Consider the following 13,230-nt stretch of genomic DNA (forward strand, 5'->3'; position numbering starts at 1 on the left):
TCAGGTTGCGTCGATGTCCCACAGCTGCCCCGACACCGGGTGGGCAGGTGGGGGCGATGCCGGTTGGGCGGGTGGGGGCGGTGCCGACTGGGCGGGTGGGGGCGGTGCCGACTGGGCTGGTGGGGGCGGCGCCGGCTGGGCGGGCGGTGTCGCACCCGGCGCGGCCGGAGCCGGCAACGGGGCGGCTGGTGTCGGCAGCGGCTCGGCGCTCGGTACCGGTGCACTGCTCGGCGCCGGTTCCGGTCCGGCGGCTGGCTCGGGGCTCGCCTGCGGTCGGCGACTCGGGATCGGCTGGGGTGCGGGGATCGGGGTGGCGCCGACCTCGGGAGCGAACGGGTCGGCGGCGATCGGTTGCTGGTCGGCGGTGACGGCGGCTCCGGCCATCGGGGTCGGGGACGCCTCGTCGTCGGCCAGGTTCGCCATGCCCTCCGCGCCCAGGCGCTTGGCCTTGCGGCGGTCGTGCAGCAGCGACACCTGGACGGCCATCTCGTACAGCACGCATAGCGCCACCGCGAGCACCAGCATGGTGATCGGGTCGTTGCCCGGCACCGTCAGCCCGGCGAACACCACGAGGGCGAACATCGAGTAGCGCCGCGACTTGGCCAGCCTGCGCCCGGAGAGCACCCCGATGAAGTTCAGCATCACCAGCAGCAGCGGCACCAGGAACGACACCCCGAAGATCAGCATGACGCCGATCAGGAAGCCGAAGTAGCTGTCGGGTGTCAGCGCCGAAACGGTGACGTCGCCGCCGAACCCGAGCAGGATAGCCAGGCCGTGCTGGATGACGATGTAGGCGAGCACCGCACCGGCCATCAGCAGCACGAAGGCGGCGCCGACAAAGCTACGGGCGTAACGCTTTTCCTTGGCGTACAGCGCCGGGGTGACGAATCCCCAGAGTTGCAGCAGCCATACCGGGCTGGAGATCAACGCACCGGCGAGCAGTGCGGCCTTCAACCGGATCTGCAGCGGCGAGAACGGGGTGGTGGCCAGCAGCCGGCACTGTTCGCCGCTGGCTCCGCTCAGCGCGAAGTCGACCCGCACATCCTGGGTGACGGAGCAGTACGGCGCCTTGAGCAAATCGCCCAGCGACGGCAGGCCAAGCGGCGGGATCGCCACCGACCACCAGATGAACCCGAGAATGGTGCCGGCCAGCAGCCCGAGTACCGCGAAGAACAGGCGGCGGCGGAGCTCCCGCAGGTGCTCCATCAGACTCATGGTGCCGTCGGCGGACTTCCCGGCTTTTTTCGCCTTCTTGCCGTTGGGGAGCGAGGGGTCGGAGCCGGAGCGGCGCAACAGCGTCACCAGCAGCCTCCTGCTCTCCGCGGACCGCCGAGCGCGGGCCGTCTGTCTGCCGAACCGGGATCCTGCTTTCCGATGTTCGGAGCGGGCGAGCGGTCGGACGGCCGACCCGCCAGGATTCATCGTAGAGCGGCGCCGGTCGGCGCACCGCCCCGCGCCTTCCCGGTGTCGCCCGGTCGGTCAGCTGCCTGCCGGGTCGGCGTCGGGCGCTGAGTACTCGGCCAGCGCCTGTTCTGCGAGTTCGGTGACCCTGGCGGCCAGATCGGGCCGGTCGACGATCTCGGCGGCGTCGCCGAGCGAGAGCACCAGCCGGGCCAGCCACTCGTCGTGTTGAGCCGGCATGGTGACCCGGAGCCGGCCGGTCGGTTGGCCGTCGCTGCCCGACTCCAGCGCAACGTCCGTCACCAGGTAGTAGTCGGCCACCCACTGCGCGCCGGGCCCCAGCAGCAGCACCACCGTCGAGGCGTCGGCTCCCGGGGTGTACATCCGATCCGGCACCTCGGTCTCCTGCCACAGCGGCGGCTGTGCCGGTTCGTCCAGCAGGCTGGCGTCGTCGATCCGGTCAACCCGGAAGTTCCGGGTGGCGCCGGCGGTGTGGCAGTACGCCTCGAGGTAGGTGTGGCCGTCGGTGAGCAGCAGCCGCAACGGGTCGACGACCCGCTCGGAGACGGTGTCCCTCGACGCGGTGTAGTAGCGGATGGACAGCCGCCGGTTCTGCTGCACCGCCTGACCGACGATGCTCAGCGTCCGTGCGGTCGCCGGATCGTCCGTCGGATCGCCGGCCACCACCCTGACCGCGTCGCCGGTTCCGGCGCCGGCCCCCTCCAGCTTCGCCAGCGCCGATCGAACCGCGGCGTCGTCGACGACGCCGGGCAGGTCGGCCAGCGCCCGCAGCGCCGCGGTCAGCGCGACCGCTTCGTCGCCGGTCAGCCGAACCGGGCGTTCCAGCCCGGCCTGGAATCCCATCGAGACGGTGCCGCCCTCCTCGTCCAGCACCACGTCGATCAGGTCGTCCGGGTAGTAGCCGGGCAACCCGCACACCATCAGCAGGTTCAGGTCTGCGGAGATCTGCTCGACGCCGACGCCGTACTCGGCGGCCAGGGTGGTCATGCTGACTCCAGGGCGCCTGGCGATGAACGGCACCATCGACATCACCCTGGACAGCTGTTGCGCGGCGGTTTCGCTCATCCGGAGGCCTCCGCGTTGTCACTGCCCTGGTTGTCACTGCCCTGGTTGTCACTGCCCTGGTTGTCACTGCCCTGGTTGTCACTGCCCGGGTTATCACTGCGCGGGATGTCGCTGCCCGCGCCCTGCCCGGCGGCGCCGCGCAGCAAGTGCAGCACCGCGTCGCGCAGATCGTCCGGTTCCACTACCAGCACATCGGGGCCGCTCGCGGTGATGCGCCGTGCGGTGTCCCACAGCCACGGCATCGGGATTCGCAGCACGTCGGCGGCCTGCCAGCCGGTTCCGTCCGCGTCACCCGCGGTGATCAGCTCGGCGTCCCTGCGCAGGCCCACCGCCCGTCCCGGCAATGCCCTGATCGTCGCCCAGCGGCGGACCACAGGGGTGGCCTGACGGCGCACCTGCTCCAACAGGTCGACGTCGGTGGGCACCTCGTAGGCGCCCGACTTGCCGGTGCCGCTGACCGGCCCGACGATCCGGGACAGCCGGAAGGTGCGCTGGGCCCCCCGTTGCAGATCGTTGCCGATCACGTACCAGCGCCCCCGGAACGAGACAAGCCCCCACGGCTGCAGCGAGCGCCGCTGCGGGTTGTCGCCCGGCTCTTTCGCGTAGTTGAAGCGCACTTGACGGCGGGCCAGCACCGCGGCCTGCAGCGGCGCGAACGCCGGGTCGGCGGTACGCACCCGCGGCTGCAGCACCGTCTCCGGGGGGATCATCGGGCCGGCGTCGGCGCCGTCAGGGTTGTCTGCGCCAGTTGACTTGTGTTGGCCTGCAACGGTTTTCGAGACGGCGCCGGTGGAGTCGGCGTTCTGGGCGCCGGCCTCCCTGATCTTGCGCAGCGCCTGCTGCCCGGCACCGGCCAGGCTGGTGGTGGTCCACAGCCGGGCGGCAAGGCCGACCGCGGCGGTCTCCTCTGGGGTGAAGCTGAGCGGCGGCAGCGAGAACTCGGTCGGCGGGATTCGGTAGCCGTCGACGCCATCGGTTTCCAGCGGCACCTGCAGCATCCGCAGCTCGTTCTTGTCCCGCTCGAACATTCGGCCGAACGCCTCGTCCGACGGGGCCTCCGCGTAGCCGGCCACGTTGGCCCTGATCCAGCTCGCCGACCGGTACCGCCGGCTGTTCAGCAGCGCGATCACCAGGTTCAGCAGGCGCTCGGTCTTCGCCGCGGTGGTGCCGCCCGAGGCTGCGCCGCCGGCGCCGGTCTCAGCCGAGTCGGCGGGGCGACGCCCGGCTCCGGCCGCCGGGTCGCCGGCGCCGCCCGAACGGCCTGGGGTGTCCGATGTGGAGGTAGCCACGCGCGAAACTCTATTCGATCACGTGATCGAACACGAGCCGCGCCGCCGCGCGCCGGTCCGACCCGGCAGCGCTGTCGCTGTGGCATGCATGGATCAGCACTCACATGCTCGCGATCAGTCGGTCCACCCGCTCATCGCTGCTGCGGAACGGGTCTTTCAGCAGCACCGTGCGCTGCGCCTGGTCGTTGAGCTTCAGATGCACCCAGTCGACGGTGTAGTCGCGGCCGGCCTGCTGCGCCGCGGTGACGAACTCGCCGCGCAGCTTTGCCCTCGTAGTCTGCGGCGGTGCGCTTTCGGCCGCGGCGATCTGCTCGTCGGTGACGACCCTCGCCGCCCTGCCCTTGGCCTGCAGCAACGAGAACAGCCCACGTCCCGGACGCACGTCGTGGTAGGTCAGGTCCAGCTGTGCGATCCGGGGATGCGACAGCTCTAGGCCGTTCTTGGCGGCGTAGCCGTCGATCAGCTTCTTCTTGATCACCCAGTCGATCTCGGTGTCGACGCCGGAGAGGTCGTCGGACTCGACGGCCTTGAGGGTGCGTCCCCACAGGTCGAGCACCCGCTCGCTGACCGGGTCGGTGCCGCGGCCGGCGACGTAGTCGGCAGCCTTGCTGTAGTACTCCAGCTGGGCGTCGAGCGCGGAGATCTCACCGCCGTTGGCCAACCGGACCGGGCGCCGCCCCGTCAGGTCGTGCGAGATCTCTCTGATCGCCCTGATCGGATTCTCAAAGGTGAAGTCGCGCAAGGTGACTCCGGCTTCGATCATCTCCAGCACCAGCGCCGCGGAGCCGACCTTCAGCAGCGTGGTTGTCTCGCTCATGGTGGAGTCGCCGACGATCACGTGCAGCCGGCGGTACTTCTCGGCGTCGGCATGCGGCTCGTCGCGGGTGTTGATGATCGGCCGCGACCTGGTGGTTGCGCTGGAGACGCCTTCCCAGATGTGGTCGGCGCGCTGCGACAGGCAGTAGCTGGCGCCGCGCGGCGACTGCACCACCTTGCCGGCGCCGCAGATCAGCTGCCGGGTCACCAGGAAAGGGATCAGCCCGTCGGAGATTCGGGAGAACTCCCCCGACCGCGAGATGAGGAAGTTTTCGTGGCAGCCGTAGGAGTTGCCGGCCGAGTCGGTGTTGTTCTTGAACAGGAAGATATCGCCGCCGATGCCCTCCTCGGCCAGCCGGTTCTCGGCGTCGACCACCAGGTCCTGCAGGATCCGCTCGCCGGCCTTGTCGTGCGCGATCAGGGTGGCAAGGTCGTCGCACTCGGCGGTGGCGTACTCCGGGTGGCTGCCGACATCGAGGTAGAGCCGGGATCCATTGCGCAGGAACACGTTCGACGAGCGACCCCAGGCCACCACCCGACGGAACAGGTAGCGGGCCACCTCGTCCGGCGAGAGCCGCCGTTGCCCGTGGAAGGTGCAGGTGATGCCGTACTCGGTCTCCAGGCCCATGATCCGCCGCTGCATGGGTTTCAGCGTAGGCCCCGGCCGGATCGAGCCAGGTCGGCACCGGCAGGCTCAGCCGCGCCGGGTGGCGTCGCCGATCTCGCCGATGAGCTGCTCGATGACGTCCTCCAGCATCACCAGGCCGCGGCGTTGCTCCGGGGCAGGACGGGCCAGCGGTCGGCCGGCGAGCCGCTGCGCCTGTGCCCTGGTCGGGTCGGCGGCGACCTGGGCAAGGTGCGCCCCGGCCCGGCGCATCCGGTCAAGTGCCGCCCGCAGGTCGGTGCCCTCGGCGAAGGCGGGCAGCGCCCTGATCGACTCCGGCGGCAGCGGTTCGTCCCGCCGCTCCGGATCGATGGCGACGACGTCACGGATGTGCACGTAGCCGCGGTAGCGCCCCTGCGCGTCCTTGATCGGGAACCGGGAGAAGCCGGTGCGCGCGCACAGCCGCTCAACCTCGGCCGGGGTGGCGTCCTGGTCGAGAGCCACCACCTGGTCGTCCGGCAGCAGCACGGTGGCGAGGGTGTTGCCCTCGAAGTCCAGCGCCGAGGTGATCAGCTGGTGTTCGTCCTCGTCCAGCAGCCCTTCGGCGCGGGATTCGGCGACAAGGTCGGCGACCTCCTCGCGGGTGAACGCCGACGCCACCTCGTCTTTCGGCTCCTTGCCGAGCTTGCGCACCACCTCGTTGGCCACGTGGTTGAGGCCGCGCACCACCGGCCCGATGGCGGTCGCGACGGCCATCAGCGCCGGCGCCAGCAACATCGCCGTCCGCTCCGGGCCGGCCAGCGCGATGTTCTTCGGGACCATCTCGCCGAGCGCAACGTGGGCCGAAACCACCAGCAGCAGCGCTACCACCAGCGCCACCGGGTGCAGCGCCGCGTCCGGCACGCCGAGCGCGTGGAACACCGGCTCGAGCAACGTGGCCACCGCGGGTTCGCCGAGCGCGCCGAGCAGCACCCCGCACAGCGTGATGCCGAGCTGCGCCGTCGCCATCATCACCGAGATGTCTTCCATGGCCTTCAAGGTGACCCTGGCCCGCGCCGAGTTGACGGCAAGCGGTTCCACCACGGTGCGGCGCGCGGAGACCAGCGCGAATTCGGCGGCGACGAAGAACGCCGAGGCCAGCAGCAGCAGGATCACCACGCCGACCAACAGCCATTGGGTTGTCATCGGTCGCTCACCTCGCCGTTGTCGCGCACCCCGACGCTGGACATCCGCACCGCCGCGATCCGGTGGCCGTCCATCTGCTCGGCGTCCAACCGCACCTGCACCCGGCGCGGCAGGTCGCTGTCGGTCTCCGGCTCCAGCCGGTGGCCGCCCGGCAGTGCGCCGAGGGCCGCGTCCGCGGCGGCGATCGCGTCGCCGACCACGTGGTCGCCCTTGGCGGCGAGCCGGCCGAGCTCGGCGATCAGCAGCCCGGCAACGGTTTCGTACGTTCCGGCCTCGGGCAGCGCGATGCCGGAGAACTCCTCGATCTCGTCAGGGCGCAGCGTGCCGTCCAGCACCCAGGTGCCGTCGGCCATCAGCTCCATCCGCCCGGACACCGGGTCGTGCTCGTCGGTGATCTCGCCGACCAGCTCCTCCACCACGTCCTCCAGCGTGATGATGCCGGCGGTGCCGCCGTACTCGTCGACCACGACGGCCATCTGCAGGCCGCGCTCGCGGAGCTGGTCGAGCAGCTCGTCCAACGGCAGCGTCTCGGGGATCACCGGCACGTCGACCATCAGCTGCCCAGCGGTGACCTTGGCGCGCTCGTCAGGGGGGATGGCGACGGCGCGTTTGAGGTGCACCAGCCCGACAACGTCGTCCGAGTCGGCGCCGGTCACCGGGAATCGGGCGTGCCCGGTCTGCACCGCCGCCTCGATGATCGCATCGGCCGGGTCGGTGGCCTTGACGAACCGCACCTTGGTGCGCGGCGTCAGCACGTCGTCGGCGGTCTTGTCGGAGAACGAGATCGACCTGGCGAGCAGCCCGGCGGTGGGCTCCTCCAGGGTGCCCTGCTGGGCGGACCGACGGACCAGCGAGCCGAGCTCGGTGCTGCTGCGCGCCGACCGCAGCTCTTCCTGCGGTTCGACGCCGAACAGCCGGAGCACCCCGTTCGCGGTGCCGTTCAGCGCCCAGATCAGCGGACGGAACAGCATGGTGGACAACAACATCGGCCGGACGACGCCCTTGGCGGTGTTCAGCGGCTCTGCCAGCGCGATGTTCTTGGGCACCAGCTCGCCGAACACCATCGACAGCGCGGTCGCGATGATCAGCGCCAGCGGCACGGTGATCGAGTTGCCGACGCCCTCGGGTATCCCGAAAAGACCGAGGAACCGGGTCAGCAGGCTGGCCAGCGACGGCTCCATCACGAAGCCGAGAGCCAGTGTGGTGACGGTGATGCCGACCTGTGCCCCGGACAGTTGGGTGGACAGCGACCGGAGCGCGGTGAGCACCGATTTGGCGCGACCGTCGCCGTTCGCCGCCTCCCGGTTGACGGTGGCGCGGTCGACGGTGACGAAGCTGAACTCCGACGCCACGTACAGGAACGTGCCGGCGATCAGCAGGAAACCGACCAGCAGCAGGATGAACTCGACGATCATCGCGGCCGTCCCGTGCCGGCCGGACGGTCACCGGTGCTGCCGGTGCCGAAGCTGCGGCCTCGCGGCCGCCTGGGTAACGGAGGGGGAATGCTCATCATGGGAAATCGCGTCTCCGGATCAACTGGTCGGCGCGGGCGGGTCGCCATCGGTGGCTGTGCTGTCGTTGGCCCTGTCGGCGGTGCCCGTGACGGGTGGGCCTTCCGGCGCCGGGTCGTCGTCGCGTTGCCGGACGTTCGGCTCGCGTCGGGTTTCCGGCGCCGACTCGACGGCGGTGTCGTCCAGGGTGGCCGGCGGTGCGTCGGCGGTACCGCCGAGCAGGGCGGTGAGCTGCGGCGTCTCGATCCGCCGGAAGGTGCGGCCCATGACGTTGCGGTCGAGCACGGCCACCTCGACCTGGTTGGCGCCGAGTTCGCGGCCCTGCCCCGCGGCTGTCCCGCTGCCGCCCGCGGTGCCGCTGCCGTTGCCGGACGGGGCGGCGCCAAGTGCGGCGACGCAGGCGCGGAGCGCGGTGGGCAGGTCCCAGCCGTCGGTGTAGCTGGCGTCGAGCGCCGCCACCACCGGTTCGGTGACGCCGCCCATCACCGCGAAGTGCGGCTCGTCGGCGATGGAACCGTCGTAGCTGATCCGGTAGAGCTGGTCGGCGGAGCCGTCGGCCGCGCTGCCGGGCCAGCCGACCTCGGCGACGCACAGCTCCACCTCAAGGGGCTTGGAGTGCTCGGAGAAGATCGAGCCGAGGGTCTGGGCGTAGGCGTTGGCCAGCCAGCGGCCGGTGACGTCGCGCCTGTCGTAGGAGAAGCCGCGGACGTCGGCCAGCCGGATCCCCGCGGTGCGCAGGTTCTCGTACTCGTTGTAGCGACCGGTGGCGGCAAACCCGATGCGGTCGTAGATCTCCGACACCTTGTGCAGTGTCGGCGACGGGTTCTCGGCGACGAACAGCACCCCGCCGGCGTAGATGGTGACCACGACGGTGCGGCCGCGGGCGATGCCCTTGCGGGCGTAATCGGAGCGGTCCCGCATGAACTGCTCGGGTGAGGCATAGATCGGCAAGGTCACGGCCGCTGTCCTGACTGGCGTGCTGCTCGGGGTGCGCCCGCGCGGGCGGCACCTGGAACGGCTGGGGTGTTCATCCGCCCGGGTTCTCCATCCGGCCGGCGATGACCTGTTCGGCGATCTGCCCGACGGCGTCGTCGCTCCAGCGGGTGGCGCCGACGGCGTTCACCGAGACGATGACGGGGAAGATCTTTCTGGTGAGGTCCGGCCCGCCGGTGGCGGTGTCGTCGTCGGCGGCGTCGTAGAGCGCTTCGATCGCGGTGCGGACCGCCTCGTCCGGGGCAAGGCCGGGCCGGAACCGCTTCTTCAGGGCCGATTTGGCGAAGATCGAGCCGGAGCCGATGCCGTAGTAGTCGTGCTCCTCGTAGCGGCCGCCGGTGACGTCGTAGGAGTAGATCCGGCCGCTCTTGGCCGGTTCGGGCACGTTGAGGTCGACGCCGGCGAAAATCGGCACGACGGCCATGCCCTGCAGCGCGGCTCCGAGGTTGCCGCGGATCATGCTGGCCAGCCGGTTCGCCTTGCCGTCCAACGAGAGTCGAACGCCCTCGATCTTTTCGTAGTGCTCCAGTTCCAGCCGGAACATCCGCACCAGCTCGACCGCGAGGCCGGCGGCTCCGGCGATGCCGACCACCGAGTGCGAGTCGGCGACGAAGACCTTCTCGATGTCGCGTTGGGCGATCACGTTGCCCTGGGTGGCGCGGCGGTCGCCGGCCATCACCACGCCGTCGGCGGTGGTGAGCGCCACCACGGTGGTGCCGTGCGGAAAGTCGACCGCCGGGGCGGCGTGCAGTGACGGGTTGGCTCCCGCCAGGTGCCCGACGGCGACTCCGTTACCGGGCAACAGCTGCGGCTCGGCGCGGCGCAGGAAGTCGGCGAAGGAGCCGGTGCCGGGGGTGAGGTAGGCGGCTGGGATGGCCTGGGTCGGCCAGTTGCGGGGTGCAGCGGTGCTGTCGGCCATACCGGCTGTCACTGACCACCCTTCTGCACATACGCCCTGACGAAGTCTTCCGCGTTGCTCTCCAGCACGTCGTCGATCTCGTCCAAAATGTCGTCGGTGTCGGAGGCGAGCTGCTCGCGGCGCTCCTGGCCTGCGGGTTCGCCGCCGACGGCGTCGTCGTCTCCGCCGCCACCACCCTGCCGACGGGTCTGCTCCTGCGCCATGTCGCTCTCCTCGCGGTCTGCCGTTGTCGAGTAACAGAACTACGGCGCTGTGGTCGACAACGCTGCAGCTACCCGGTGTGCCGGCTGGTGTGCTCCAACCTTACCGAGCGGTGCCGACGCTGCCCCACTGCGGCACCGCGTGTGACGGGCCGGCCCGCACCCCGCCGCGGCCTCCCGGTCGGGTCGGCGCGGTCGAGGCGTTCATCACGAACCCAACAGGGCGGCGAGGTTGCTGCGCTGCCACAGCCGGTGCGCAAGGTCGGCGTCGATGCGATCAAGGTGTGCGCGCACGGCCGGCGTCAGGCATGGCTCAACGTCCTGATCCGAACCGCAGGCACAGGCGAGGATCAGCCCGATCAGCCGGATCGACAGGCCGGAATCCTGCAGCCTCCGGATCCGGGCAACAACACCGGCAGCCGCCGCGTCGTACAGCCGCTGGCCGGTCGCACTGCGGGCGCTGGTCAGCAGTCCGTTGTCCTCGTAGTAGCGCAACATCCGCGGGCTGACCCCGGACACTGTCGCCAGTTCGCCGATCCGCACCGAACTCCTCCTTGCTGTCCCCGCTGCTGCTCCGACGGTGCTGCCCCGATCGTTGTGTCCGGCGACCTCCGGAGTGAGGTCGGCCACTGGGCCGAAGCGACGCTTGCCCCTGACACGGTGTCAGCACCAACGATCGATGGCATGGAACGACGACCAACACCGGACCGCACCAACACCAGCACCAACAGTTCTGATCGGACGACATTCCCGTTGGCGGGCAACGGGCCGATCCATCGGATCGGTCTCGGCACCATGCGGTTCGCCGACGACCCGGACCGCCGGCGCGGCCCGGACGCGCCGATCTGGGCCTCCGCCAGCGACTGGGACGCCTCCGTCGCGACGTTGCGGCGAGCAGCCGAGTTAGGGGTGACGCTGTTCGACACGGCCGCGGCGTACGCGCTCGGCGACGGCGAACGACTGGTGGCGCGGGCCCTGCGGCCGTACCGCGACGAGGTGGTGATCGCCACCAAGATCGGCCTCACCCGGCCGGGCCCCGGCGAGTGGCGCGTGCTCGGGCGTCCGGACTACCTCAGACAGCAGATCGAGCAGAGCCGGCGGGCGCTCGACGACCGCCCGATCGACCTGCTGTACCTGCATGCAGTGGACGGCCAGGTGCCGCTGGCCGACCAGCTGGAGGTACTGGCCAATGCCGTACAACACGGCGACGCGAAAGCCATTGGGCTGTCACAGGTTTCACTGACGCAGCTGAACGAGGCCGCGAGCCTGCTGTCTGCCGCCGCGGTACAGGTGGCCTACAACCTGGCCGACCGCGCCAACCACAGCGTGCTCGTCAGGTCCGGCGAGCTGGGCATGGCTTTCGTCCCGTTCTTCCCGCTGGCGATGGGCGGGCCGGACGCAATGGCGCCGGCAGTCGCCGAGGTAGCGGCCGAATCGGGGGCCACCGCCGGCCAAGTGGCGCTGGCGTGGTTACTCCACCAGGGCCGGCACGTGGTGCCGATCCCGGGAACCACCTCGGCCGACCGGGTGGCCGAGAACCTCGGTGCCGCTGAGCTACTGCTGACCCCTGCGCAACTGGCGAGGTTACAAGCTCCGACGCCGCGCGGCGACTCAGGCGCAACCGGCCAATGATCGACGTCCCCTTCAGGGCCCTGGCGTTGGCAGCTATCTGGAGGTCAGCGAATCCACCAGTGCCGCGGCGTCCTCGGCCTGCTCGAAGAGCTGATCGACGTGCTTCTTGGTGCCGCGGGTCGGTTCCATGGTCGGGATGCGGACCAGCGAATCGCGGCCGACGTCGAAGATCACCGAATCCCACGACGCCGCGGCCAGCGCCTCCGGGAACTGCGAGACACAGCGCCCCCGGAAGTAGGCGCGGGTGTCCTCCGGCGGCTCCGTCATCGCAGCCCTGACGGCATCCTCGCTGAGCAGCCGCTGCATGGAGCCGCGCATCACCAGCCGGTTGTACAGGCCCTTGTCCAGCCGCACGTCGGAGTACTGCAGGTCGACAAGGGCCAGCCGGGGGGCGCCCCAACCGAGGCCGTCGCGGGAGCGAAACCCCTCCAGCAGGCGGAGTTTGGCCGGCCAGTCCAGCTCGCCGGCGAGATCCATCGGGTCGTTCGCCAGCCTGTCGAGCACGTCGATCCAGCGGGCCAGTACGTCGGCGGTCTGCTCGTCGACATCGGAGCCGTATCGGTCTTCGATGAATCTCGCCGCCTTCTCGTGGAAGGCGCGCTGCACATCGACCGCGGTCATCCGGCGGCCGTCGGCCATCGGCACGGTGGTCTGCAGCGACGGGTCGTGCGAGATGGCATGCACGGCCGGGACCGCACTCTCCAACTCAAGATCGTCCAGCGGAACCCCGGCTTCGATCATCGACAGCACCAACGAGGTGGTGCCGAGCTTGAGATAGGTGGCAATCTCGGCGAGGTTGGCGTCGCCGATGATCACATGCAGCCGGCGGTACTTCTCGGCGTCGGCGTGCGGCTCGTCGCGGGTGTTGATGATGCCGCGTTTGAGGGTGGTCTCCAGCCCGACCTCGACCTCGATGTAGTCGGCCCGCTGGGTGAGCTGGTAGCCGTCCTCCTGGCCGGTGCGGCCGATGCCGACGCGGCCGGAGCCGGTGAACACCTGCCGGGTGGCGAAGAACGGCAGCAGCCCCGAGATCAGCTGCGGGAAGCCGGTTTCCCGGCTGCACAGGTAGTTCTCGTGGGTGCCGTACGAGGCGCCCTTGCCGTCGACGTTGTTCTTGTACAGCTGCAGCGCCGGGGTGCCCGGCACCTGCCCGGCGAGCAGCGCGGCCTGTTCCATCACTCGCTCCCCCGCCTTGTCGTACAGCACGGCGTCCAGCGGATTGGTGACCTCGGGTGCGGAGAACTCGGGGTGGGCATGGTCGACGTACAGCCTGGCGCCGTCGGACAGGATGACGTTGGCGGCGCCGAGGTCGTCGACGTCGGGCTCCACCATGGCTCCGAACAGGCTGGACAGGTCGTAGCCACGGGCATCGCGGAGCGGCGACTCCACCTCGTAGTCCCACCGCGGACGCCTGGCCCGCGGCGCCGCCACCGACGCGGCGTAGGCCAGCACCACCTGGGTCGACGTCATCACCGGGTTGACGGTGGGGTCGCCCGGCACCGAGATGCCGTACTCGACTTCGGTTCCCATGATGCGGCGCACGCTCATGGTTGCCACGCTAGCCAGCCGCGCCGGCCGGTGACGCATCGGGGAG

At 70.3% G+C, this 13,230-nt stretch carries 12 protein-coding genes; 1 reads left to right on the plus strand and 11 read right to left on the minus strand.

Annotated features, from left to right (window positions below):
* From tatC to HKD39_RS01845, 10 genes are all read right to left on the minus strand, one after another.
* Complete coding sequence (gene tatC, locus HKD39_RS01800) at positions 1–1,302, minus strand: twin-arginine translocase subunit TatC (RefSeq protein ID WP_343074522.1); 1,302 nt, start codon at positions 1,300–1,302, stop codon at positions 1–3.
* A 177-nt stretch (positions 1,303–1,479) separates the two neighbouring features.
* Positions 1,480–2,487, minus strand: a complete 1,008-nt coding sequence (locus HKD39_RS01805) for a helix-turn-helix transcriptional regulator (protein ID WP_171198103.1) — start codon at positions 2,485–2,487, stop codon at positions 1,480–1,482.
* Positions 2,484–3,776: a helix-turn-helix transcriptional regulator gene (locus HKD39_RS20225; RefSeq protein WP_212753777.1), complete on the minus strand. Its 1,293-nt coding sequence runs from the start codon at positions 3,774–3,776 to the stop codon at positions 2,484–2,486. The genes HKD39_RS01805 and HKD39_RS20225 overlap by 4 nt, the downstream gene beginning before the upstream one ends.
* 100 nt (positions 3,777–3,876) lie before the next feature.
* Complete coding sequence (pafA, locus tag HKD39_RS01815; RefSeq protein ID WP_171198104.1) at positions 3,877–5,235, minus strand: Pup--protein ligase; 1,359 nt, start codon at positions 5,233–5,235, stop codon at positions 3,877–3,879.
* 51 nt (positions 5,236–5,286) lie between these two features.
* Positions 5,287–6,381 carry a hemolysin family protein gene (locus tag HKD39_RS01820; protein ID WP_171198105.1) on the minus strand — a complete coding sequence of 365 codons (1,095 nt, stop codon included), beginning with the start codon at positions 6,379–6,381 and terminating at the stop codon, positions 5,287–5,289.
* A complete protein-coding gene (locus HKD39_RS01825) occupies positions 6,378–7,796 on the minus strand; it encodes a hemolysin family protein (RefSeq protein WP_171198106.1) in 1,419 nt (472 codons plus the stop codon). Before HKD39_RS01825 ends, HKD39_RS01820 begins: the two co-directional genes overlap by 4 nt.
* A gap of 117 nt (positions 7,797–7,913) precedes the next feature.
* Complete coding sequence (gene prcA, locus HKD39_RS01830) at positions 7,914–8,849, minus strand: proteasome subunit alpha (protein ID WP_171198107.1); 936 nt, start codon at positions 8,847–8,849, stop codon at positions 7,914–7,916.
* A gap of 70 nt (positions 8,850–8,919) precedes the next feature.
* Positions 8,920–9,804 (minus strand): proteasome subunit beta, encoded by an 885-nt coding sequence (gene prcB, locus HKD39_RS01835; RefSeq protein ID WP_171198108.1) that lies wholly within the window; start codon positions 9,802–9,804, stop codon positions 8,920–8,922.
* Positions 9,805–9,812: 8 nt separating this feature from the next.
* Positions 9,813–10,007 carry a ubiquitin-like protein Pup gene (locus HKD39_RS01840; protein WP_171198109.1) on the minus strand — a complete coding sequence of 65 codons (195 nt, stop codon included), beginning with the start codon at positions 10,005–10,007 and terminating at the stop codon, positions 9,813–9,815.
* 204 nt (positions 10,008–10,211) lie between these two features.
* On the minus strand, positions 10,212–10,547 hold the full coding sequence (locus HKD39_RS01845) for a MerR family transcriptional regulator (RefSeq protein WP_171198110.1): 336 nt from the start codon (positions 10,545–10,547) through the stop codon (positions 10,212–10,214).
* 141 nt (positions 10,548–10,688) lie between these two features.
* On the opposite strand from HKD39_RS01845, the gene HKD39_RS01850 reads away from it, so the two are divergent.
* Positions 10,689–11,636: an aldo/keto reductase gene (locus HKD39_RS01850; RefSeq protein ID WP_171198111.1), complete on the plus strand. Its 948-nt coding sequence runs from the start codon at positions 10,689–10,691 to the stop codon at positions 11,634–11,636.
* A 33-nt stretch (positions 11,637–11,669) separates the two neighbouring features.
* On the opposite strand, the gene dop is transcribed toward HKD39_RS01850, so the two are convergent.
* Positions 11,670–13,178 carry a depupylase/deamidase Dop gene (gene dop, locus HKD39_RS01855; protein ID WP_171198405.1) on the minus strand — a complete coding sequence of 503 codons (1,509 nt, stop codon included), beginning with the start codon at positions 13,176–13,178 and terminating at the stop codon, positions 11,670–11,672.
* Between the last annotated feature and the right edge of the window lie 52 nt (positions 13,179–13,230).

The sequence above is a fragment of the Nakamurella aerolata genome, assembly GCF_013002705.1.
GTDB lineage: Bacteria > Actinomycetota > Actinomycetes > Mycobacteriales > Nakamurellaceae > Nakamurella > Nakamurella aerolata.

Coding starts and splice junctions, on each gene's coding strand:
- HKD39_RS01805 (WP_171198103.1), bottom strand. CDS start 2,487: ATGAGCGAAACCGCCGCGCAACAGCTGTCCAGGGTGATGTCGATGGTG.
- pafA (WP_171198104.1), bottom strand. CDS start 5,235: ATGCAGCGGCGGATCATGGGCCTGGAGACCGAGTACGGCATCACCTGC.
- HKD39_RS01820 (WP_171198105.1), bottom strand. CDS start 6,381: ATGACAACCCAATGGCTGTTGGTCGGCGTGGTGATCCTGCTGCTGCTG.
- HKD39_RS01825 (WP_171198106.1), bottom strand. CDS start 7,796: ATGATCGTCGAGTTCATCCTGCTGCTGGTCGGTTTCCTGCTGATCGCC.
- prcB (WP_171198108.1), bottom strand. CDS start 9,804: ATGGCCGACAGCACCGCTGCACCCCGCAACTGGCCGACCCAGGCCATC.
- HKD39_RS01840 (WP_171198109.1), bottom strand. CDS start 10,007: ATGGCGCAGGAGCAGACCCGTCGGCAGGGTGGTGGCGGCGGAGACGAC.
- HKD39_RS01850 (WP_171198111.1), top strand. CDS start 10,689: ATGGAACGACGACCAACACCGGACCGCACCAACACCAGCACCAACAGT.